The organism is Priestia sp. YIM B13489, from assembly GCF_042787645.1.
In the GTDB taxonomy this organism is placed as follows: domain Bacteria; phylum Bacillota; class Bacilli; order Bacillales; family Bacillaceae_H; genus Priestia; species Priestia megaterium.
Genome location: NZ_JBHZOQ010000053.1, coordinates 1534008 through 1554759, shown reverse-complemented (window position 1 = coordinate 1554759; position 20752 = coordinate 1534008). Strand labels below are relative to the sequence as shown.

Annotated in this window: 26 protein-coding genes; 9 read left to right on the top strand and 17 right to left on the bottom strand. The window is 35.6% G+C overall.

What is annotated here, in order from left to right; all coding sequences use genetic code 11:
- Nucleotides 1-84: 84 nt before the first annotated feature.
- Nucleotides 85-591 carry a CcdC protein domain-containing protein gene (locus ACFX4W_RS13800; protein WP_043981270.1) on the top strand — a complete coding sequence of 169 codons (507 nt, stop codon included), beginning with the start codon at nt 85-87 and terminating at the stop codon, nt 589-591.
- Between the two features lie 220 nt (nt 592-811).
- On the top strand, nt 812-1756 hold the full coding sequence (locus tag ACFX4W_RS13795) for a phosphotriesterase family protein (RefSeq protein WP_043981268.1): 945 nt from the start codon (nt 812-814) through the stop codon (nt 1754-1756).
- An 88-nt stretch (nt 1757-1844) separates the two neighbouring features.
- Here ACFX4W_RS13795 and ACFX4W_RS13790 read toward each other — a convergent pair whose 3' ends face one another.
- The 3 genes from ACFX4W_RS13790 to ACFX4W_RS13780 all read right to left on the bottom strand — a co-directional run bounded on the left by ACFX4W_RS13790 (nt 1845) and on the right by ACFX4W_RS13780 (nt 5186).
- On the bottom strand, nt 1845-3107 hold the full coding sequence (locus ACFX4W_RS13790) for a SulP family inorganic anion transporter (protein WP_043981267.1): 1263 nt from the start codon (nt 3105-3107) through the stop codon (nt 1845-1847).
- Nucleotides 3108-3606: 499 nt separating this feature from the next.
- Nucleotides 3607-4236, bottom strand: a complete 630-nt coding sequence (locus ACFX4W_RS13785; protein ID WP_043981265.1) for a hypothetical protein — start codon at nt 4234-4236, stop codon at nt 3607-3609.
- A gap of 44 nt (nt 4237-4280) precedes the next feature.
- A complete protein-coding gene (locus tag ACFX4W_RS13780) occupies nt 4281-5186 on the bottom strand; it encodes a LysR family transcriptional regulator (RefSeq protein ID WP_028409434.1) in 906 nt (301 codons plus the stop codon).
- A 142-nt stretch (nt 5187-5328) separates the two neighbouring features.
- On the opposite strand from ACFX4W_RS13780, the gene ACFX4W_RS13775 reads away from it, so the two are divergent.
- Nucleotides 5329-6375, top strand: coding sequence for a 2,3-butanediol dehydrogenase (locus tag ACFX4W_RS13775; RefSeq protein ID WP_377559559.1), 1047 nt, complete (start codon nt 5329-5331; stop codon nt 6373-6375).
- A gap of 332 nt (nt 6376-6707) precedes the next feature.
- Here the strand turns inward: ACFX4W_RS13775 and ACFX4W_RS13770 are convergent, their stop codons facing one another.
- The 7 genes from ACFX4W_RS13770 to ACFX4W_RS13740 form a co-directional block, all read right to left on the bottom strand.
- Nucleotides 6708-6917, bottom strand: a complete 210-nt coding sequence (locus ACFX4W_RS13770; protein ID WP_043981264.1) for a hypothetical protein — start codon at nt 6915-6917, stop codon at nt 6708-6710.
- 242 nt (nt 6918-7159) lie between these two features.
- Nucleotides 7160-7465, bottom strand: a complete 306-nt coding sequence (locus ACFX4W_RS13765; protein ID WP_377559557.1) for a hypothetical protein — start codon at nt 7463-7465, stop codon at nt 7160-7162.
- A gap of 240 nt (nt 7466-7705) precedes the next feature.
- Nucleotides 7706-8359, bottom strand: coding sequence for an ABC-2 transporter permease (locus ACFX4W_RS13760; protein WP_043981261.1), 654 nt, complete (start codon nt 8357-8359; stop codon nt 7706-7708).
- Entirely contained in the window at nt 8360-9211 is an 852-nt protein-coding gene (locus ACFX4W_RS13755) for an ABC transporter ATP-binding protein (RefSeq protein WP_237074331.1), read from the bottom strand.
- A gap of 288 nt (nt 9212-9499) precedes the next feature.
- A complete protein-coding gene (locus ACFX4W_RS13750) occupies nt 9500-9739 on the bottom strand; it encodes a hypothetical protein (RefSeq protein ID WP_043981257.1) in 240 nt (79 codons plus the stop codon).
- 56 nt (nt 9740-9795) lie between these two features.
- Nucleotides 9796-10560 carry a membrane protein insertase YidC gene (gene yidC, locus ACFX4W_RS13745; RefSeq protein WP_043981255.1) on the bottom strand — a complete coding sequence of 255 codons (765 nt, stop codon included), beginning with the start codon at nt 10558-10560 and terminating at the stop codon, nt 9796-9798.
- A 25-nt stretch (nt 10561-10585) separates the two neighbouring features.
- Nucleotides 10586-10873 (bottom strand): hypothetical protein, encoded by a 288-nt coding sequence (locus ACFX4W_RS13740; RefSeq protein ID WP_043981254.1) that lies wholly within the window; start codon nt 10871-10873, stop codon nt 10586-10588.
- Between the two features lie 280 nt (nt 10874-11153).
- Between ACFX4W_RS13740 and ACFX4W_RS13735 the strand changes: the two genes are divergently transcribed.
- Nucleotides 11154-11435 (top strand): DUF4190 domain-containing protein, encoded by a 282-nt coding sequence (locus tag ACFX4W_RS13735; RefSeq protein WP_043981252.1) that lies wholly within the window; start codon nt 11154-11156, stop codon nt 11433-11435.
- A 1051-nt stretch (nt 11436-12486) separates the two neighbouring features.
- Complete coding sequence (locus tag ACFX4W_RS13730) at nt 12487-12789, top strand: TM2 domain-containing protein (protein WP_176526488.1); 303 nt, start codon at nt 12487-12489, stop codon at nt 12787-12789.
- A 566-nt stretch (nt 12790-13355) separates the two neighbouring features.
- Here ACFX4W_RS13730 and ACFX4W_RS13725 read toward each other — a convergent pair.
- Nucleotides 13356-13763: a DUF1878 family protein gene (locus ACFX4W_RS13725; protein ID WP_043981250.1), complete on the bottom strand. Its 408-nt coding sequence runs from the start codon at nt 13761-13763 to the stop codon at nt 13356-13358.
- Between the two features lie 181 nt (nt 13764-13944).
- Between ACFX4W_RS13725 and ACFX4W_RS13720 the strand changes: the two genes are divergently transcribed.
- Nucleotides 13945-14145, top strand: coding sequence for a hypothetical protein (locus ACFX4W_RS13720; RefSeq protein WP_043981248.1), 201 nt, complete (start codon nt 13945-13947; stop codon nt 14143-14145).
- A gap of 62 nt (nt 14146-14207) precedes the next feature.
- Here ACFX4W_RS13720 and ACFX4W_RS13715 read toward each other — a convergent pair whose 3' ends face one another.
- The gene (locus ACFX4W_RS13715) at nt 14208-14705 is read right to left on the bottom strand and encodes a hypothetical protein (RefSeq protein ID WP_043981633.1); all 498 of its coding nucleotides are present in this window, start codon (nt 14703-14705) and stop codon (nt 14208-14210) included.
- Between the two features lie 114 nt (nt 14706-14819).
- Between ACFX4W_RS13715 and ACFX4W_RS13710 the strand changes: the two genes are divergently transcribed.
- Together ACFX4W_RS13710 and ACFX4W_RS13705 are read left to right on the top strand one after the other, a co-directional pair.
- On the top strand, nt 14820-14990 hold the full coding sequence (locus tag ACFX4W_RS13710; protein WP_165574875.1) for a hypothetical protein: 171 nt from the start codon (nt 14820-14822) through the stop codon (nt 14988-14990).
- A gap of 14 nt (nt 14991-15004) precedes the next feature.
- Nucleotides 15005-15778: a Cof-type HAD-IIB family hydrolase gene (locus ACFX4W_RS13705; protein WP_043981246.1), complete on the top strand. Its 774-nt coding sequence runs from the start codon at nt 15005-15007 to the stop codon at nt 15776-15778.
- Between the two features lie 26 nt (nt 15779-15804).
- On the opposite strand, the gene ACFX4W_RS13700 is transcribed toward ACFX4W_RS13705, so the two are convergent.
- The 3 genes from ACFX4W_RS13700 to ACFX4W_RS13690 form a co-directional block, all read right to left on the bottom strand.
- A complete protein-coding gene (locus tag ACFX4W_RS13700; protein WP_043981244.1) occupies nt 15805-16170 on the bottom strand; it encodes a cupin domain-containing protein in 366 nt (121 codons plus the stop codon).
- A gap of 31 nt (nt 16171-16201) precedes the next feature.
- Nucleotides 16202-17455, bottom strand: a complete 1254-nt coding sequence (locus tag ACFX4W_RS13695) for an erythromycin esterase family protein (protein ID WP_043981242.1) — start codon at nt 17453-17455, stop codon at nt 16202-16204.
- A gap of 136 nt (nt 17456-17591) precedes the next feature.
- Entirely contained in the window at nt 17592-18662 is a 1071-nt protein-coding gene (locus tag ACFX4W_RS13690) for a beta-carotene 15,15'-monooxygenase (RefSeq protein WP_237074329.1), read from the bottom strand.
- 239 nt (nt 18663-18901) lie between these two features.
- Between ACFX4W_RS13690 and ACFX4W_RS13685 the strand changes: the two genes are divergently transcribed.
- Nucleotides 18902-19204, top strand: coding sequence for a hypothetical protein (locus tag ACFX4W_RS13685; RefSeq protein ID WP_043981238.1), 303 nt, complete (start codon nt 18902-18904; stop codon nt 19202-19204).
- A gap of 428 nt (nt 19205-19632) precedes the next feature.
- On the opposite strand, the gene ACFX4W_RS13680 is transcribed toward ACFX4W_RS13685, so the two are convergent.
- Complete coding sequence (locus tag ACFX4W_RS13680; RefSeq protein ID WP_237074328.1) at nt 19633-19959, bottom strand: antibiotic biosynthesis monooxygenase family protein; 327 nt, start codon at nt 19957-19959, stop codon at nt 19633-19635.
- A 63-nt stretch (nt 19960-20022) separates the two neighbouring features.
- Complete coding sequence (locus ACFX4W_RS13675; RefSeq protein ID WP_237074327.1) at nt 20023-20745, bottom strand: FxLYD domain-containing protein; 723 nt, start codon at nt 20743-20745, stop codon at nt 20023-20025.
- Nucleotides 20746-20752: the final 7 nt, after the last annotated feature.

Below are 20752 nucleotides of genomic sequence, written 5' to 3'. Positions count from 1 at the left end.
TGCACTTTTATCTCCATCCTTTTATTGTTTATACTAAATAGTGGATTGTACGAACGTAGAAATAAAAAAGGAGGCAAAATAACGATGGAAATGCTGCTTATTTATATATTTGTTATGGCTCTTATTGGACTCATTATTTGGAGAAAGATGAAAAAGAAAAATAAGCCCATTAAAAAGAATGGACTTGGTATATTAGCACCTATTTTTTTCATATTGATTGCATTTTCCCTTAGTCTAAGTCAGCTGATGCACATACCGGGCCAGCCCTTTCACTTACCACCCTACTGGGAAATGCTGATTGCTGGTGTATTAGGTGTTATATTTGGACTTATTATGCTTAGCCAAACGGACTATGAAGTAAGAGAAGACGGCTTCATTTACTCAAAGCCAAATAAAAATTTTAAATATGTGATTATTGCTATTATCTTCATAAGAATGGCTTTGAGCCAGTACTTTAAAGGGTTAGATTCGATAGACTTCGCGGTCTTAACGATGACGCTAGCCTTTATATATATTGTTATTTGGAGAGTTGGCAGCTATCTAAAATTTCGTAAATTAAACGGTGATAATTACAGCGTAAATGCTGGGTAATCATCAATATGAATGGTCCTTCTTTCTGCTTGGAAAGAAGGATTTTTTGTCATAGGGAGTAAAAGTACCGCCTGTTGTGTAAGACAATAAATATGTTGTATAATGCAATATGTGTTTTTTATAACGGTAGTCTATATATAAAAATAAAACAGATTAAATTAAAAATGTACCTGGTCATCCACTGTTTGATTTACAGGTAGATTATGAAAGGAATCATACTATGACATTTATCAATTCTGTAACAGGCCCAGTCAACGCGTCAGAACTAGGGCTAACGTTAATCCATGAGCATATGCGCGTTCGTTCTGAATCTGTTCACGCACAGTTTCCTCATTTATATAATGAAAAAAAAGAAATCGCAAAAGCAGTCGAACAAGTAAATCGCGCAAAGAAGCTCGGAGTCAAAACCATCTGTGATCCTACGGTGATGGAACAGGGGCGAGATATTCGTTTTATTGAAAAAATTGCCCGTGAAACGGACACTCAAATCATCGCAGCTACGGGAATTTATACGTATAACTACATCCCTACCCATTTTCAAACTCGTAGCATTGACTATATGGCAGATCTGTTTGTTCGAGATATCGAAGTCGGCATTCAAAACACGTCGATTAAAGCAGGCTTTTTAAAATGCGCTACAGATGCACCTGGCGTAACGGCCGATGTAGAAAAAGTAATGCGTGCCGTCGCACGCGCTCATAAAAAAACGGGCGTGCCGATTATGACCCATTCACACCCTGCAAGCGGCACAGGCTTAAAGCAGCTTGATATCTTACTGGATGAAGGCGCTAATCCGAATCAAATTCTGATTGGACATACGGGAGATACGGATAACCTTGAATATATTTCAAATATTTTAAAACAAGGGGCTTTTATCGGAATGGACCGCTACGGTTTGACAAGAGAATGTTCAACTGAAAATAGAAATAACACGGTCATTGAGTTAGCCAAACAAGGATACTCAAACCGCATGTTTCTATCACAAGACTACTGCTGTACAATGGACTGGTTTCCAGAAGGCGTAATTGAAGAACGTTTTCCAAAATGGTCAATGAGCTTTGTGTTAGAAGAAGTCGTGCCGGAATTAAAAAGAAAAGGCGTAACCGAACAGCAGATTCAGCACATGCTTTTTGATAACGCCCGCTGTTGGTTTGAAGGAAAGTAATTGAGATAGTCTTTTTCATTACTACTAAAACCCCCACTGTCTAAGCCTACAGCGGGGGTTTTTACGCGTATTATTTTATATGCTTACATTAACCAGTTTTTCTTAATAGCTTTTGTTTTTCTTGACTCTTTTTCACCATAAAGTGTACACCACACAGGCATAATCCAACGGCTATTCCTACTGTCAAATTTGTAAATACCGTTAACAAAAAAGTCGTGAGTAAAACCAGCGAATGAAATGATCTTTCTTTTATTACTTTTGCAAACTGTTCTTTTTTACTTATATTCCACGCTACGACCATCAAAACTGGAGCGAGACTGGCAAGCGCCACGTATGAAGCGTACGGAGCGAGCACTAGCAGCACAATCAACACAAAGATAGCGTGCGTGATTCCTGCAATTGGAGAGGAAGCGCCGTTTTTAATATTGGTAACCGTTCTTGCAATTTCTCCTGCTGCGGGAATACCTGAAAACATCGGCGTTACCATGTTTACGATTCCCTGGCCAATCAGTTCTTTTTTGCTGCTGTGCTTTGATTTTGTCATTTCATCTGCAACGCGAGCTGTCAGTAAAGATTGTAACCCTACAAGTATAGCAATGACAAATGCAGAAGGTAAAAGAGTGACCACCCTCTCCACTGTTATATCTGGAAACGCTGGCGCCGGGAAATGACGAGGTATCTCTCCGTAAATGGAACCAATGGTTTCAAACTGATTGGAAAAGAAAAAAGATGCCAAGCCCGTTGATACAATAATTCCAAGTAAATAAGACATTCCCAGCGACTTAGGCGAAAAGTAAAGAACAATTAAAATCGTAGCTAAGCACAATCCTGCTGTAGCGATACTATAGATGCTGATGAAGTGTAAATTACCAAAGATCTCTTTTATATTCAAATGAAAAAACTGAAATTTGTCAATCGCGTGCAGCCCAAGGAAGTTTGGTATCTGCCCGCTAAAGATAATCAGCGCAATTCCCGACTGAAATCCTATAATAATAGAGGGCGGAAAATACTTGATTAAAGCTCCTACTTTACATAGCGCAAAGATAATGAGGAGAATTCCAGACATAAAGCCGGCAATTAATAAGTTTTCATAGCCATATTGCAACACAATCCCTAATAAAACAGGAACAAATGCACCGGTAGGTCCCGCGATTTGAAACCTACATCCACCTAAAATAGCAATTAGCAAGCCCGCTACAATCGTTGTATAAAGTCCTGTAACAGGCGATATTCCAGAAGCTATCGCAAATCCTAACCCTAAAGGTATAGCTATAATGCCAACAACAATACCCGATAGTATATCTTTCTTCAAATGCTGCAAGGAGTAATTTCGAAAAACCTCTAGATTCATAAGTGTACATCAGCCTCCATTTTAAGTAGTGAGGTTACCCATTCGTATTTTCGTCATACAACCTTATTGAGCTTTCAACCATTCAAAATAAGGTGGGCTACTCGATTACTTTTATTTTAAAGGAGACAACTTACAAAAAAATAAAGAGGAAATTAGAAGTTTCTTAGCGAGTTATTAAAATTTTCTTAAAAATTTGCGTTATTTATTCTTTTAGTTATTTTTTTAGATGAAATTAGGTAAAACCTATATTTCTATATATCAGCCAAGACAGTTAGACCCTATAGTAGCTATAGAGTCGATGTGGCTAGACTGTACTTAGTTGGGGAGAATTTTTAAGGTCGAATAGACGACAGCGCTACCTCCATTGGTTTAACTATATTCGAATCCATAGGGCGCTTGGTTGCATAAGTCGTATTGATCACAAACTTGAACACTTTAAAAAAGTTGTCTCGTTTAGTGTTGACATATCATAGTTACTATAAAACACGTTATCGGAATCCTAAAAAGATATATAATACCAGTTCTTGTGGATCTTTTCTATTTCATCAAACTTCAGACCAAAATCGCCTGATGAAGGTTTACGGTTGTGTGGGTCATACACAAAACCTGAGAAATGGCCGAAGAGCCCAAGATTTGTAAAGAAAAGTACGGAGGTTGCCTTTCCTTTGGTTTCTACTGCGACCTCATCTCGACCTCTAGATACGCTCGCATACTCTTTCGGTAAATTAACTAGTGATGAGAGGTCGGGTTCATTGGGTAAAAAATTGAACGATGGGTAGTTGGCTTCATCCGGTTTCAGGATACCTTTTTGTATTTTAGCAGCCACTTCTTCTCTCTTCTGCTGATGGAGTTTAAAGTTTATGTCTAAATTAAGCTGCTCAAACGGAATGAAGAACCACAGCACAACGGTTATCACTTGAATGACTAAAGGCAGCCACTTTCTACTGCTAAACAGATAAATTCCTGTCCACAGCGTTAGTAGTAAAAAGAAAGGAATGACAAAGAATAACCATATATACGGACTTACGTATTTCCCTATCCGATCATCTAAATCCCATTGAAACAGTGACAATAAAAAAACAAGTAAACTACTACATAACGATAAAATTAAGGTTAAATGACGTTTCACATATTTCCCTCTCTCTGAAATAATTCTTTTTTAACCTTCATTCTTTATAATTCGTTATTTACTATAGTTCTATGAATCCGCTTTAAGAATTCTCTTATTATTCTAGAAAGACCATTATTAGCGTTATAAAAGTAGCCAAAAGAATAAGTTTTGTAATGCGGAGGAGCAAAGTTAACGACTACATATTGATCACTTCTAGATAAGCCGGCATCTGTTTTAAATGCGTAGTCAAATCCTATATTTATTGCCGTATTATTTTCCAATGTATTACGAATTGTATCTACATTATTGGTAGTAAACAAGATATCAAATGGTAATGAACTAAAACCTTTCATAAATTCCTGAATATATTTATCGTTATATAAAACAATTGGCTGGTTGAGCAACATCTCTTCAGTAATGAGTGTTTGTTTGGCTAATGGCGACTTCTTATTTACTGCAGCTACCATATGGCCATCTAATAACTTTTTAAATACCAAGTTCCGATACTTTGTTTCTTCTTTTTCTGTATAAGTAATAAAACCTACATCTACCTCCCCCTCTAGAACTTTATCTATAATATACTCGGTGCTATTTTCATAGACAGAAGCCTTTATGTTCGGATATTCTCTTTTAATTTCTGTTATTAAGTGAACGAGAATCTCCATTGGTCCTGGGTAGGTTGCAATCTTTATTTCACCATTCATTGTATTTGTATACGCTTCTGCTTCATCCATAAATTCTTGAATTTTCAATAAAGCAGAATTGGCCTTTTCAATTAACCTATGACCTTCTTCAGTTGGAATAGATCCTCTTCTAGAACGATGAAAAATCATTATATTTAGTTCTTTCTCTAAATTTTTTATAGATTGGCTTAGTGCAGGTAACGTAATATGCAGATTATTAGCTGCTTCTTTTAGTGAACCCGTTTTATCTATTTCCACCATATGTTTTAACTGTTCAATATTCATAATGCCCTCTTTTTCTTTTAGTTAAGTATTACTTAACAATCGTTAATATTAACTAAATTTACCATAAGGATATCTGATTGTATACTTATAGGTATAGTACTTATAGGTATAGTAAAAGAAATGACACAAGGAGATGTAGTATATGAAGGCGCTAAGATGGCATAATCAAAAAGATATTCGTCTTGAAGAAATAAATGAACCGGTTGTACAGGCTGGTCAGGTAAAAATGAAAGTTAAATGGTGTGGAATTTGCGGTAGTGATTTGCATGAATACTTAGGCGGTCCCATCTTTATTCCAGTTGATAGACCGCACCCTCTCACTAATGAGGTTGCTCCAGTGACGCTTGGACATGAATTCTCAGGTGAAGTAGTAGAGATTGGAGAAGGTGTAACTCGTTATAAAGTGGGTGATCGTGTGGTAGTTGAGCCAATCTTTGCTACACATGGACACCAAGGTGCTTATAACCTAGATGAACAAATGGGATTCTTAGGTTTAGCCGGAGGCGGTGGAGGTCTTAGTGAATATGTTGCTGTAGACGAAGAACTTTTATTCAAACTTCCAGATGATTTATCTTATGAACAAGGTGCTCTAGTAGAACCAGCGGCAGTAGCTCTTTATGCAATACGTTCAAGTAAAGTGAAAGCAGGAGACAAAGTTGCTGTATTTGGATGTGGCCCCATTGGACTTCTTGTCATTGAAGCGTTGAAAGCAGCAGGTGCAACCGATATTTATGCAGTTGAATTATCTCCAGAAAGACAAGCGAAAGCAGAAGAATTAGGAGCAATCATCATCAATCCTGCTGAAGTTGAAGATACGGTAGCTGAAATTGGTAGATTAACTGACGGTGGCGTAGATGTATCTTTTGAAGTAACAGGCGTACCTATTGTATTACGTCAAGCAATCCAATCTACAGGAATTGGTGGAGAAACTATTATCGTTAGCATATGGGAAAAAGGAGCAGAAATTCTACCAAATGATATTGTAATTAAAGAACGAACTGTTAAAGGAATCATTGGCTATCGTAACGTGTTCCCAGCGGTATTATCTCTTATGCAAAAAGGATACTTCTCAGCCGAAAAGTTAGTAACGAAAAAGATAGCTCTAGACGATGTAATTGAAGAAGGATTCGAAAGCCTGATTAAGGAAAAAAACCAAGTTAAAATTTTGGTTGAATCAGAACAGCGATAATAAGGATTTCTCTAGGCCACTGATAGTAATTAGTGGCTTTTCAGCTCTTTAATAGGATTCAGCCGAGATTTGTGCAGAGTTCCATCCACATAATTTGACAGTGTAGAAGAATTAACGAGTGAACTCCAGGACTATCCCCGTTGATTTAATTACATTCGAATCCATGGGATGCTTAGTTACATGAATTTCATAGATTACAGACTTTAACACCTAAAAAAGTTGTTTCATCTAATACTAACATATCAATAGGTTAGTTCATGAGGACTAGACAGATATAAAATACGCCACCTTTTCCAACAAAATAAAGAACTAGGGGCCATTCCGTAAACAACTTAGCTATGAAACTTTTTATTTTCTTTGTTCTTTTGATGCTCTACAAAAAATGAGACTGGGACTGTACCAATGCATATACCAATTGAAATAAACAGCGCCTGGTTCAGCTGAAAACTCGTATTTTCTACTGCTTTACTATAAATCATAAAACATACAAAACTTAAAAATCCTATGGCGAAAGGAATGAGCGCATGTTTGTACCATTTCATTGTATTAATCTCTCCTCTTTTATAACAGGATAAAGTTAGAAAAACCCCCAGCTTCCAAGGTTATGATCATTTCCAAATTATCACATCTTCTTTTCCTTCCTTTTCCTTCTTATATTCTTCTTAAACAAGTTTAGCCAAATAGTCAACAGTGCCTCTCCAGAACTTACGAGTCCTCTTGAAATCATACGAAAATAAAAAAAGCAGGATTTCTCCTGCTTTTGTGCATATGTAATTTCTCTTCACTATGTCAATTCAGCGCTTTTAGCGAGCATAAAAGCAGAGATACTAAACAAAACAATAAATAAAGAAGCGGCATGTAACAGGAAAAAAAGAAATTTTTGACCGCCTTTAATGAAGAGCGAATAAATCATTCCAAAGATTGTTACTAAGATTAAAAGTGCTGCTGCTATTTTAATTACTATAGCAAAGAAAGCTCCCGCAAATACAATTGACGGAATAAAAGATGCTGCAATAATGATATACAAAATCAGTGTAGCAATAAAAGCGTTTTTTGATACGTTTGAAGCCTGTTTAAACAAATTCCCCATATAATCCCCTTTCTCATTTTAAAACTGCATCTTTTACTATAATACATGTGCATAAAGGACACAATTAACTTTTGTAAAAGTGCTTATCACTTAAGCTTGATCACCAATCATATCCGTTATATTTTTGAGATCTTGTTTACTTAGTTTATCAAATGTTCTAGCTGTTTTTTTGTTTGAATTATTTGTTGATAAATAGCCTTAAAGAACGTTTCGTAGTCTTTACTTCAAAATCAATTCATACTAAAATTCTCTCTTCCGGTAGATAGACAGCGCAATAAAGTAAGAAGCAATATACATTACCATCCCAAAAAGAGTATATAAGATAGGAACATACAAAGAAGAAGCAACCGGTAAGCTTGATGCCGCTAATATCTCGACGAAATAGCCAACAGCTCCCTGTAAAGCAATCGCAACGAAAAGGCCTCCCATGCCCCCTCCAAGTACTATTCCGTCAGATTTCTCTGCTCCGAATAGGTAAAGAAGCGGATAAGCAATTGCACCAGCAAAAAGTACGATAAATGTACCAAACGAAACGATATTTATTATATCCTCTACTGCACTCTGGGAAATAAGCGAATACATTGAAAAAACACCATAGGATAAGATGGTTCCGCTGACGACAATTAAAAAATAAAAAACATAGTGACTCTGCACCACATTTTTTCGACTAATCGGAAGAGTAAGCACGTATTTGTCATAGCCGGTCTTACTTTCTAATTTGATCACTTCAAGCGCTGGCATTGCCATTAATAAAATAATTAACATCGCTATAATACGGTAAAATGAAGGATCCGCAAAATAAAAGATGACCGCAGAAATAACTATCGCAAGCCCTGTGTACGTCAAAAAGCTTCGGTGAATGAGGTAGTAGTTCGTTAACAATAGACCTCTCATTTACGTTTCACTCCTCGTTAAAAGCACACTTAGTTCTTCCATAGACATCGGTTCAGTTATAGTTTCATTTGGCAGCTGATGCTTATCTGATACTAATACGCGGATAGACGTATCATACGTTCTTTTTGCCACTATTACATCTTCTGGAAGTAAGTTCAGCTGTTCTTCATTCATAACGGCAATTGCATACTCCTGAAAAACTTTCTCTTTTTCTTCATTTAATAAAACCTCACCGTTTTTAATCACAACAAGGTGGCTCGCTATTTTTTCGACATCGCTCATAATGTGAGACGAAAGCAATATTCCGCTGTTTCCATCGCTGACAAATGCTTTTAATTCATCTAGTATTTGCTCTCTAGACGAAGGATCCAATCCTCCTGTCGCTTCATCTAACAGCAATAATTTAGCACGATGAGACAGCGCTACCGCTAGAGATAATTTCATCGACATGCCGCGTGAAAACGTATGTATTTTTTTATCTTCCGGCAGTGAAAAAGAATGAATCAACCGGTAAAAATCAGCTTCTTCCCAAGAATTAAATAGTTTCTTAAAAACGTTGTTTAACTGTTTTATCGTTAAAGAAACCGGCAGATTAATCGCATCAAACACGACGCCAATATCTTCTTTAATCGCGGCATCTGTATTCAAATTGTCTTCACCAAATATTTCTACAGTTCCGCTATCTCTCGAAATTAATCCTAGTACTGCTTTAAACGTCGTAGATTTCCCTGCTCCGTTATCACCAATAAATCCCACAATCGATCCAGGAGGTACATGAAATGAAACATCTTTTAAAACCTCATTTTGGCCAAACGATTTTGCCATGTTTCTAACTTCTAAAAGATTTGTCATTTGCTCACTTCACTTTCTCTATTAGTAGTTAGGTGTAATCATAGAAAGTAACTGATTTAGCCATTTTGACGGCACACGAAATCACCTTTTATTTACAAAAATGACTATTTAATACCAATTATAGCTAGTAAACTATAAAAAGTCGATGATAACATAAAGGTTTGCTGCCCCTTCGTTTGTTTTTGATGACCGTAATATGTATGACAACATCTGCCTGTACTATTATATTCACTTATTGAAAGCACAAATAAAAAAAAGGATCTGCTATATAAGATCCTTTTTTCTTCACTATAATTGATGACCCTGCTTTTTTTCTTTTTCACTTAATACGCAGTCGGTTATAAAACCAAGAATAAGTCCAAGGGCTACCGGTATTAAACCGCCTTTTGCTTCCATTTGAAAATTTTCCGGTTCATTTACATAAATCCACTGAACTGACAGTAACGAAATATGAAATGTGTTTCCGATAAAAAACAAAAGTGCTATCGTGCCAAATGTTACGCCGAATGAAATGATGTATTTCTTCACTGTACCCCCTCCTTTCATTAAAAGGCTAATCCCAACGGAGCAACCTCTTAGTTTCTTTATTCCACTTCAAACACTGCCTTTTCTTGAAAAAACTTCTTTAATACAAGAGACTGAAAAATCATAAACAAACTTCCCGTCATCCAGTATAAAACGAGACCGGACGGTGAAAATATTCCAAATGAAAGCACCATGAGGGGCGAAAGAATTCGAGATAACACCACGTGCGATTGATTCATTCCTTCTACATCACTTTGCATAACTTTTGACTGTAAGTACGTAGCAACTGCCGCCGCGATTGGAAGAATAAAATACGGATCTGCATGTCCTAAGTCAAGCCACAAAAAAGATGATGCGCTAATTTCATCTATTCGTCTAATCGCGTAGTACACGATTGAAAAGACAGGAAGCTGAACAAGTAAAGGAAGGCATCCCATAAGAGGATTGGCTCCATTTTCTTTAAGCAGTTTCATCATTTCACGCTGATATTGCTGCTGACTCTCAGGATCTTTATCTTTGTACTTCTCTTTTAGCTCTTGAAGCTGAGGCTGTATGCGTTTATTGCTCAGCTGATTTTTATATTGAAGAATGTTTAAAGGCGCCAGCAGCATACGTACGCCAACCGTCACAAGCATAATTGAAAAACCAATACTTTGATGAAGCCACGTATTTCCTATAAACAAAATGAGCAGTGAAAAAGGATAAATAAAATAGTGATCAAAAAAGTGAGTGTGCGAACTTTGAATCACGTTTGATGAATCACAGCCGGCAAGTAGAAAAATGGAAACAAAAATAAAGAAAAGCTTGTTTTTATGTTTTAACATTTGTATTCCTCCAGTATTTTTTTAGTTAAACGAAAAAAAATACTGGCGAATGAGGACCTTCATCATCTTGTTCACCTATTGCTTCTTGTCTGTGAACAGAATATACAAATTTAAATTTGTAATACACGCAGCATATGAGATCCTGAGCGCGTAAAAGATTCACGTTTTGTATAAGATACATGTCCTTTTGCTGCAGACAAACATGCTTATGTATTGTTTGAAATGTAGCTAATTTAATAGCAGCATGCACAAAGAATGCCGTCATAATCGCAAATGATAAATACAGAAAAGCATCCGGTATAAAAAATTCCATTTTTTCACATCCTTGTGGATTATTGTATCATATTTTCCTTAATTTAGGTTAAATGTTTTATGAAGCAGATTTAATCTAAGGTAGCCCGCAAAATCGATTTCCTTATAGGAGTCAAAAAATAAGTTTCTTTTTGTAGCTGTCATTATACGGTTGATGAAATGACGTATAGACAATATACCGGGGCACATATAATTCTAAAAATTTCTACTTTTATTAGCAAAAAGGATATTATTCCTTTTTATGGTATAATCAAAAATATCATTTATAGGGAGTGAATCTATTGGAAACTAATACAAAACCTCAAGTAAACACCCACTCTATTGTTTCTCTAACTCTAGGTATCCTATCCATTTTTATTCCAATCATCGGGTTTATTACAGGTATTATTGGCATTATCTTCTACAAAAAAGCATCAAACGAAATAGCTGCTTCCAATCAAGGCGGTAAAGGACTCGCAATTGCCGGGCTGATTTGCAGTATAGTCGGCGTGATTTCTCAGCTGTTCTTTGTATTAGGGATTATTACGTTTATGTTTGCGGGAACGACGGTGGGCTATGAATAAAACAGGTAAATTAAAAAATGTAAGAAAATCGTGATTTAGACAGGATTATTGGAATTTCTATATAAAAGAATAAAAGCTTGATTTTCCACTATCCGAAGATCAAGCTCTTGAAAGCTAAACATTTATTATGATTTATTGTTACTACACCTATAGCTTTTAATGTAAATTGCAAAGGAGAATAAAAAATTAAACCCATCGTTGAATCCAAAATAAAAGAAATCATAATTGTTCTACTTACTTTACTGCTAGTAATCTCTGTGTTGATTAACTGTTCTAGCTATTTTAATAGTACAGAGATAAAAACTTTGACCTCAAGATGTTATGATAACGGCGGAGAAGCCATGGTAGAAATACATAATCCAATTACCAATGACTATTCTTTTGAATGTAAATAACTGAGTTATAAAACAGCTGGTCACTTAACAAGCTTACTTAAAAGAGGGCTAACGATTTAGCCCTCTTCTATACGTTAAAATATAACTATGGTCTTAACCTTATAGGAAAGGTGCTAACCCTGTCCGTTTTAACTGGAGTTACGTATAAGATTATTGAAAAGATATACGAGAAACAGAGCAGCTACACCGAAGGACGAAAGGTAATTTTGAGCGGGCTTACTAGTCTGAATATTTATTCCTGTAGCCTGCTCAATAGAGAAGTATTTATAAAAAGAGAAACGTTTAAGTCCGTACATGTATTAGTAACTTTATATGTACTTGTAGACTACTTCTCCAACCAACTTTTAAGGGTGTTACTAAAAGCAGTTCATTCATTTGTCTATAGCATCTATCAGAAAAGACTTGGATAATTGACTTAGTTTACTATTTAGAATATAACTTAACTTTCAGCTGTTTCCCCCATTAACTTTTGTTCCTTTATACAACGAAGTACACGGAAACTATTTAATAGTAAGAAAGCGTTTGTATAGGAACAAATTGTTACATTAGAAGAGCATAATACACCATATGGAAATTGAGTGAGTCTTTAGTTACCTATATGTGGTATATTATTACTCGTTGAAAAAACATATAAAAATATTCGGGGGAAGTAAAATTTGAATAACTTATTAGCAAAGAAAGACTTAACAGCCGAGCAACTAGCAATGGTTCAATCAGAAATGAATAAAAAAAGTAAATCAAAAGGAATTGCTTATGCTTTATGGTTCTTTCTAGGTGGCCTGGGCGGACACCGTTACTATTCAGGAAACATTGGAATGGCAATTGCAATGACTTTAACGCTTGGTGGATTCGGAATCTGGGCTTTCATTGATGTGTTTATGATTGGCGGAGCAATTGAAAAGAAAAACGAAGAGATTGAATTTGAAGCTATTCAATTAGTGAAAACACTAAATAACTAATTAGAGGCGCACTAGCTCTCTTTTTTTAATAGATCAATGTATTTAAATTGAGTTCATGTAAATATAATACTAGAATAAACATCACAAAGAACAAACGGCAGCTGCTGTTTGTTCTTTTTATATGCTATTAAGAAAATTTATCATTAAAAATCCTCTGCAACGGCTACTCCATTTGCGTACGAGTAAGTAAACTGCAAGAGTTTTTGTCCATATCGATTCATAATTTCATCGTTGTACTTCTTATATACGTGCTACGAGAAAAGGTAGCCGGTAAAGAGAATAAACCCCGTAACGAGGATTAATACACCGCTAATTACCACTGTTAGAATACTTCTCAGAGCCGATATCCAATTGTTTATGCCGAAGAAACCTGCGATGCCGATGAAAAATAGAATAATTGCTAAACATAAATTTATATTCAATAATAATGAATGATAAAATGCGATGAAAAAGAACGCAACACACAGTAGTGTCAAGATAAATGACCAAAAATTGATAACTCGTGCCACTTCAACTAACCTCCCCTACTTTTGAAACTTTCACGTTTAACCACATTCTTAAATCATTTATTTCGAACCTGGCTTTAAACACTGCAAGAAAAAATCGCAAACTGCAGTTTGAATAAACTGCTTCTTTAAACTGCACAATAAATACTCTAATTCAAATTCCTGATAAAAGATCTTAGCAACAACCGATTTTAATTCTTCTACAGTTGGTTGTTCTGACACATATAGTTTATCTAACGCAAGGTTAAATGGAGAAAACAGCTGATCATCTTGATACCAGACGGAAATATCTTCACCTTTTATTCGGCAGCTAAACACACCTAGTATTTTTAAAAATGCCTGAACTTGATTTTCTTCAAACTCATGATCAATCGCAAACATAAAAAAAGGATGTTCCTCAGCGTTAATCATATGTTTCATCAAACTCATTTGATATTTTAATAGCTTTACTTCTTTTACTACGTCCAACTTCTTCACATCTTTCTTAAAAAAATCATCATACTATAATGCTATACTCTGTGAATTTTACCATAATATAGTAGTTACAATAAACCATTCATAGTACTTTTATCTATTTGTAATTAATTGGATAACAAGGTATATTGTTATAAATAGGAAATTACTTCATAAACTGAAAGCGAGGATACATATGGGCCTATTAATGATTGCTGCTATTATCACGTTATCCGTCATTTTGGATTACTTCATCTTTGACCATGATGATAAGCATTGGGGCTGGCTAAAAAAAGCTTCTAAACCAGTTAGAAGAAGTGTTATCGGCTGCTACTTGCTTATGTCATTTGTTATTTACGTCGGTTTAAGCCTTCCATATATCAAGCCTTTTTTATAAATATTAGTCTGCTTAAACTGGTTAGCCTGTAATTCTTACCCAGAAGTTACAGGCTAACCAACTCACTTCACCACCACTACAAATTGTTTATCTTCAAATGTAAACATTTCTCCTAATTCATAGATGTACTTCTTTTTATCTAATTTATAATGCTTTCCAAAATAAAGCGTTTTTAAGTTAATACACGTATCTAGACTTGAATCTTTTTCTTCCGCTTCATCACCGTCCAAGCAAGAATATAATTCAATGTGACAGCCCTCTATCAGGTGTTCTTCAATATAAGTAAACAACTCTCTTATTGATTTAGAATGTGCATCACAAGATACTTCGTAGATATATGGCAAGGTGAATGCGTGCTCTATGTCACTGTACCCGTCGGTTAAGTGATTGATACTAATACCGTACGCATCTTCTTCTTTCTCGTAGATTGTAATTAGCTTATCTTTCTTTTGATTTTGATTAAAAGGAGAAACTTCGGATAAAGGCACCGGCGTTTCTTTTGTGCCAAAGCTTCCTGTAGGCAATTCATAAGGAGAACCTATATAATGATGTATCGTCATATTGGTCACTTCGCTTTCTCTTTGCTTATGTAAAATACTATTATTCTATCACTCTTATTAAGATTACATACAAATACAAGAAAAATATGTATAATAAAACCAGGAGGTGACAACATGAAGAAACTACTGCCTTTTCTATTTTTAGCCGTTCTTTATTTGTATGACTCTTCATACAATCATACTGCTTTTTTACATAAACCGGTTGTTTCTACGTTTTTATACGTGGGTGCTATTTTAATCTGTGCGCTATTACTTGTAAATGTAAAAAAAGATAGAGCTGTTTAAGCAAGGAGATTACTATGAACTATAAAATTTTATTCTTTGACGTGGACGGAACTCTTACTCATCACGAAAACGGGATTATTTCCACCAAAACTCGAGAGATTATAAAAAGTTTAAAGCACAAAGGATTAAAAATCGTAGCCGCTACCGGAAGGCCTTTATCTCTGTGTGAAGAAGTTAAAGAATTAGGTATAGATACCCTCATTACAGCAAACGGAGCGTTTACTGTACATAATGAAGAAGTCATTCATAAGCTGTCCATGGATAAGCACGTCGCGCGCGAAGTCTTTGAATACGCGGCATCAGAAAAGCACGGACTTTCATTTTACACAAAAGAGCTCAGCATGAACGGTGTCAAAGATGATAACATCTTAAAAGCCCTGAAGGAAACATTATCGCTCAGTGAATATCCTCAAATTAATGAGCGTATTTATGACGAAGATATTTATTTAATGTGTCTGTATGGTGATGATAAAACCGTTGAGCAGTATACGCAGCGATTTCCTCAGTTACTATTTAAAAGATGGCACCCTTTTACCGTAAGTGTTCTTCAAGAAGAAATTACAAAATCGGTAGCTATCCTGAAGGTCTTAGACTATTTTAACATCGATCAATCCGAGGCTATCGCATTCGGAGACGGAGAAAATGACATCGATATGATAGAATTAGCCGGCCTTGGAATTGCGATGGGCAACGGATCTGATAAGTTAAAAAACGCCGCTGATTTTGTCACGAAGGAATCGGGTGAAGACGGGATTGAGTTTGCCCTTAAAAAATTTAAAGTCCTATAGAAAAGTGGCACGCCTAGACAACTTATCTAAGCGTGCTTTTTTCTTTCCATAAATGTTTCAGGATGTAGCTCCTCCGATTGAATGACAATGGCCGTCATACCGGTTTCACTTCCCGACGTATGCCACTCTCCTTTTTCCCACAGTGCTGCTTCTCCACGTTTAATGGGTATTCGTTTTTGATTCTCTCCTGTTACCCACCCTTCACCTTCGACTACGATAAATAGCTGAGAGATAGGAGCTTGATGATACCCTACCGTTCCTTCTCCGTCTATATACATAAAACCAATGATAGCTGCTTCATTTGTTTGACTCATTTTTACGTAAGTGGCTAAATGCGACTGATATTTTTCTACTTTTTTGCCATGTTCTTTACTGAATTTGTAGATTTTCAATATACATACCCTCTTTGTTTATTACGTTTTCTTATTTATTTTTATTGCGTTTAAGATACTCGGGCGGAGAAACAGACTCAACAAGTAAAGCACCGTCTAGCTGGTCACGCGGTACAAATAAAGTTGGCATGGTACCACTTTCTAAAAAGATAGTTTTAGTGAATATCCACTTGGTTCCTGAAGTTTTTTCAAGCTGTGAAAAATCTGTAAATAAAGCTGGTGACTGCACTTGATGCATATAGTCCTCTAGACTTTTTTTAGGCGGCTTCTCTATTTTATATGGCTGTCCCGTGTCCGTATGTATTTCACCTTCATACATAAATAACCCTAAGTAATAAGACTGTTCTTTTATTTCATTAGAAACGATTGCTCCTAGTGGTTCAAAGCCTGTAAACGTTTTATATTGTTTGAAAATATGAAGGTTATGTGCCCAGATAATAATCTTTTCATTAGGGTACAGTTCTTGACAAATCCATTCTAAATTTTCCTTCATTCGTTTTTCTCTTAGTTTTTTATACGTCCGGTGATTATGGTGAATATAATTGATAAAATACAAACGGTTTTGCAGGCATCGAATAATTATTTTAACTTTACATACAAGCTCTTGATTTTCAAGATGCAAAACGTATTCTTCAAGTAGATAAGCTTCTAAATCTCCTATTACTACGCTTGCTTTTTCTTTAAACTCTGCAAACTCACGTAGCATTTCTGCTGGAACTTTTTTTCTTCTCGCTTTATATTGCCCTAGCTGGTAATACCATTTATACACGCCTGCTTCAATGTATTCTATCTTTTCTATCATGTCTTCAGACACTACGGAACTCAGCTGCTGAACGAATTTTAGGAAAAGGTCAGGATTAGAAGAGGGATTAATATCTATTCCTATTAAACTTAAATCTGATTTTTTCATTAGCTGAAACAAAGACAGATTTTCTTTTGTTGCCCATAAAGAATAAATCGCGTTTTTTAAAAAGTCTTCATCTGTAAACTCCTTCTTTAACTCATTAGCGCTGAAGCATTCGGCTAAGCCGCTTTCAAATGTCAGTACGGTAAAATTCATTTCTTTATGTAGAAATTCTATTATTTTTGACTTCATCATATTATGTTCTCTTATGTTGTGACCGTTTTCTCCTAACCACACAATTCTCTTATCTTTTACTATATGACGGAGAAATTCAAACTCTTGAGGCGTACATTCAGCCGGTTCGCTTAAATGGATTGAGTTTTTAGATAGCCACTCCACAGAGTTTAAATACCTCTCTTTTCCTTTTGAAAAAATCCCCATATTCTATCCTCCTTCACCACGTTACCTATTACTTCCATTTTACTAAAATACAGCTAACACTTCACTATTTATGTCCAATAGCTGATCAGCAACAAAAAGAACTTATATATCTATAAGGTCCTGGCTTTCTAGAATCCTAGATTAAGCCCTTCTGAGCTTTCTCCAAATGCTCTTTAACTATTTTTTTAAACGCATGAGGATCATCTACGCGAATAGCGACCTGCTGGTATTTCTTTTTGATTCCCATAAAAAGCGTTGCTTCAATTGGAGACTTTAATGTTAGTAAAAGATCAGGATGAACGGTTTCAAAATCGCGTGCGATAAATTCAATCGTGGTGTTAGGGATTTTTTGCTCAAGAATGTTAGCGTCTTCTACTATCTCAGCAATGTCTCTAAATGGTAGCTCCATACGCTTAGCTAAACCAAATGAAATGTATAGATGATCATCATCGACTCGTAAAGGGTTAAGCCTTAATGCTTGAATGTCTCCTAAAAAGAAAACAATGCTATAAATATTAAGGATCAGTAAAACGACTGAAAGAATGATAGACGTATTGTGCAGCAGCCAGTGAAGCCCTAATGTTTCAATGACAATCGCATGAATAATCATAATTTGAAACGTAATAAAACTTGAGCGTTTATACAGAGTAAACGTATTCCCTTCAGTACTCGGCTGCTTCTTCCACGTTCCAAACGCATAGTAAAACATCAGCATTTCTGAACAAAGGATGTGTATAAAAGTTTGTTTGGGGAACTTTTCGTTTACAGCCCGCGAAAAAGAAAATAAAAGCGGCAAAGAGCTTGATTTGATCCTTCTCAAAATAGGCGGTACGTTTTTAACTAGCATAAACAGCAGTGAAAGTTCAAATAAAATGAGTACTCCTTCTATTCCAACACCGAGCCACATAACCGACTGAAAAGAAGCCAAGTATTCACTCGGAATGATAAAACGCGCCGCAATAAGGCCTGTGGCCATTAATACAATAAAATATTTCACGCTAAACCTACGCTGCCAGGCTAAAAACAAGAGCGGAGCGACAAGGCTTAAATCTAAAATAGAACCTACTACCACTCCGGTTAGATTAGCAGACAAAGACTGAAGTCCAAAAGAAGAATGATACAGCACGTAATTTGAGCTTATTACTAACAGCAGTAAGAAAAGAGCGACAAAAGAAACTGTTTTTTTATGAAGAACCAAACAACCCACCTCACTTTTAGTTGGCGAAACACAAAAATTCCTGTTACTTCCATTTTACCAATGGAGTTGATTTAAGTCACTTCATAACATGACTTTGTGTTATAAAATCCATTTAAAGATATCCACTCTTCTATAGCGGTTCTTATATACAAATAATTAACAATGTAAAAAGAGTTTTACATTTTTGGAACTGATGATACAATGATAATGTAAAATACTTTTTACATTTTTAACAAGGAGGAGTAAGAATGGATTGGGTTAAAATTGTGTATTCATTCATCCTGTTAGTTTGCGGAATTTTGATTTTTGTTTCATCATCTTCTCCAAAAGGTGATGAAAGGAAGAAGTTTATCAGCAAGAAGGCTCAATCATACGCATTTGTGGTAGTTATAGGTATGCTGATTTTAGAAGTTATAGAGTCCATTTATCGGACTTTTCAAGGGAAAAGTTCTTATGATGGCATTGGCATTTCGCCGCTAATATTTCTGACGATGATTTCAGTTATATATTTAATAACGTTTCTCGCGTACAGAAAAAAATACGGTGATTAAATGAACGATCACAAGTAAGAAATAAAGAAATTGAGCTCATATTTTCTGGTGAAACGATAAATATAACCTCACTTTATAATTAGCTTTTAATACAGCCTCTAGATGACATCCGACAGTAAATGAGCTTGTTATAAGTGCTTTTAAAAGTAATAACTAGACCTCCTACTGAGGTTTTTTTTATGCACTCTTAAAATAAAACATCTCCCGTAGCTAAAGTCAGGAGATGATATCATAAACGTTGAGTTCATTAGTGTTTTCTTACTTTCTATTCTGTTTCTCAAGTAAATCAATGATTCTATCATTTTGCTTAACGATTGTTTTTAGCTTTGCTTCTAATGAACACAACGTGATAAAGACGGCTATAAATCCTATAACGCCATAAAACATAACGGCTTCTCCCCTTTTTAAAACAATTAAGCATATACGCCCTACATCTCAAAAAAGCTATGTCTTTCCACTTTACAAACTCTAAGCGAAAACTTTTGATACCATTCTTTTTTTCCTTTGTGCTGGGCTGCGCGGTGGGCTGAGTTTTTTTTCCACATTTTGATTGATTTTAAGGAATCCCAATATGAAATGGTAATGCCTAAGTCTTTGTCCCTGGCACTTTCTATTCCTAGAAAGCCTTTTTGTTTAGATGCAAGCTCTACCATTTTGTCTGCCATGATTCCATAACCCTTCTCACCTTCTGTTCTTTCAGAAGCAAAAATAACGGCATAATAAGGCGGTTCGGGGGTTTTAGCAATTCTAGACATATTGATTTCCTCCTTTAAATAAAGTCAAATTAATAACAAAAAGAGTCTGATGTGAAGACTCTTTTACTCTTGATACGTAGAAGCTACTACTTTATATTTTTTCACTTTTGCTAGTTCTTTATCAGGGATTTGTGATGAAGTAGCGTCAAAAGGAATGGATTTTCCAGGAGTCAGCTGCGCTTCTTCGGATTGAAATATAGTTCCTATAAACTCATTTTGTTTTCCATATAAGGCTCCACCAACCAGAATGTATTCAGTAGGTTCTTTGGTATTGTTTGTAGCTGTTCCTTTGATATGTAGGATGTGATTCTCTTTTTCCTGACTCATTGCGTCGCCTTTAATTTTCAAGCTCTGTACATTACTTGCAGGCTTTATCGGATTAATCTTGACCTTTACATTATATGTATCTGGTTCTTTATTAATAATTCCTTCTGCTGAAATGTACCCTTCCTCGCCCGGCTTTAGTACATAGGGAGCAAGATGAACGTCGGGGTCACTTGGAATAATATGCGGATCAAGGACTTTTCCAGTTTTGTTTACATATTTTATAGTGGTATCATTCACATTAAGCGTTTTGTCACTTTCATTTTTTATAACCGCAGAATAGCTCAGTACGTTATCATGAGTGATGGAATCTACAAGTGTATAACTTTTTTCTTCTACTATTTTTATTTTTTTATCCTTTTTTTTCTCTTTCTTATGCTGGGCAGTGTCCGTCTCCTTGCTGCATCCAGCCAGAATGAACAAGAATGCTAGGAGTATTCCTAGCAGCAGTCTTACTTTCATGATGATT

What these genes read in the sequence shown, in the direction of transcription:
- ACFX4W_RS13800 (WP_043981270.1), top strand. Translation starts at nt 85, where the DNA reads ATGGAAATGCTGCTTATTTATATATTTGTTATGGCTCTTATTGGACTC.
- ACFX4W_RS13795 (WP_043981268.1), top strand. Translation starts at nt 812, where the DNA reads ATGACATTTATCAATTCTGTAACAGGCCCAGTCAACGCGTCAGAACTA.
- ACFX4W_RS13790 (WP_043981267.1), bottom strand. Translation starts at nt 3,107, where the DNA reads ATGAATCTAGAGGTTTTTCGAAATTACTCCTTGCAGCATTTGAAGAAA.
- ACFX4W_RS13780 (WP_028409434.1), bottom strand. Translation starts at nt 5,186, where the DNA reads ATGAATATTGAACAGTTAAAACATATGGTGGAAATAGATAAAACGGGT.
- ACFX4W_RS13775 (WP_377559559.1), top strand. Translation starts at nt 5,329, where the DNA reads ATGAAGGCGCTAAGATGGCATAATCAAAAAGATATTCGTCTTGAAGAA.
- ACFX4W_RS13770 (WP_043981264.1), bottom strand. Translation starts at nt 6,917, where the DNA reads ATGAAATGGTACAAACATGCGCTCATTCCTTTCGCCATAGGATTTTTA.
- ACFX4W_RS13765 (WP_377559557.1), bottom strand. Translation starts at nt 7,465, where the DNA reads ATGGGGAATTTGTTTAAACAGGCTTCAAACGTATCAAAAAACGCTTTT.
- ACFX4W_RS13760 (WP_043981261.1), bottom strand. Translation starts at nt 8,359, where the DNA reads ATGAGAGGTCTATTGTTAACGAACTACTACCTCATTCACCGAAGCTTT.
- ACFX4W_RS13755 (WP_237074331.1), bottom strand. Translation starts at nt 9,211, where the DNA reads ATGACAAATCTTTTAGAAGTTAGAAACATGGCAAAATCGTTTGGCCAA.
- yidC (WP_043981255.1), bottom strand. Translation starts at nt 10,560, where the DNA reads ATGTTAAAACATAAAAACAAGCTTTTCTTTATTTTTGTTTCCATTTTT.
- ACFX4W_RS13740 (WP_043981254.1), bottom strand. Translation starts at nt 10,873, where the DNA reads ATGGAATTTTTTATACCGGATGCTTTTCTGTATTTATCATTTGCGATT.
- ACFX4W_RS13720 (WP_043981248.1), top strand. Translation starts at nt 13,945, where the DNA reads ATGGGCCTATTAATGATTGCTGCTATTATCACGTTATCCGTCATTTTG.
- ACFX4W_RS13715 (WP_043981633.1), bottom strand. Translation starts at nt 14,705, where the DNA reads ATGACGATACATCATTATATAGGTTCTCCTTATGAATTGCCTACAGGA.
- ACFX4W_RS13710 (WP_165574875.1), top strand. Translation starts at nt 14,820, where the DNA reads ATGAAGAAACTACTGCCTTTTCTATTTTTAGCCGTTCTTTATTTGTAT.
- ACFX4W_RS13705 (WP_043981246.1), top strand. Translation starts at nt 15,005, where the DNA reads ATGAACTATAAAATTTTATTCTTTGACGTGGACGGAACTCTTACTCAT.
- ACFX4W_RS13695 (WP_043981242.1), bottom strand. Translation starts at nt 17,455, where the DNA reads ATGGGGATTTTTTCAAAAGGAAAAGAGAGGTATTTAAACTCTGTGGAG.
- ACFX4W_RS13685 (WP_043981238.1), top strand. Translation starts at nt 18,902, where the DNA reads ATGGATTGGGTTAAAATTGTGTATTCATTCATCCTGTTAGTTTGCGGA.
- ACFX4W_RS13680 (WP_237074328.1), bottom strand. Translation starts at nt 19,959, where the DNA reads ATGTCTAGAATTGCTAAAACCCCCGAACCGCCTTATTATGCCGTTATT.
- ACFX4W_RS13675 (WP_237074327.1), bottom strand. Translation starts at nt 20,745, where the DNA reads ATGAAAGTAAGACTGCTGCTAGGAATACTCCTAGCATTCTTGTTCATT.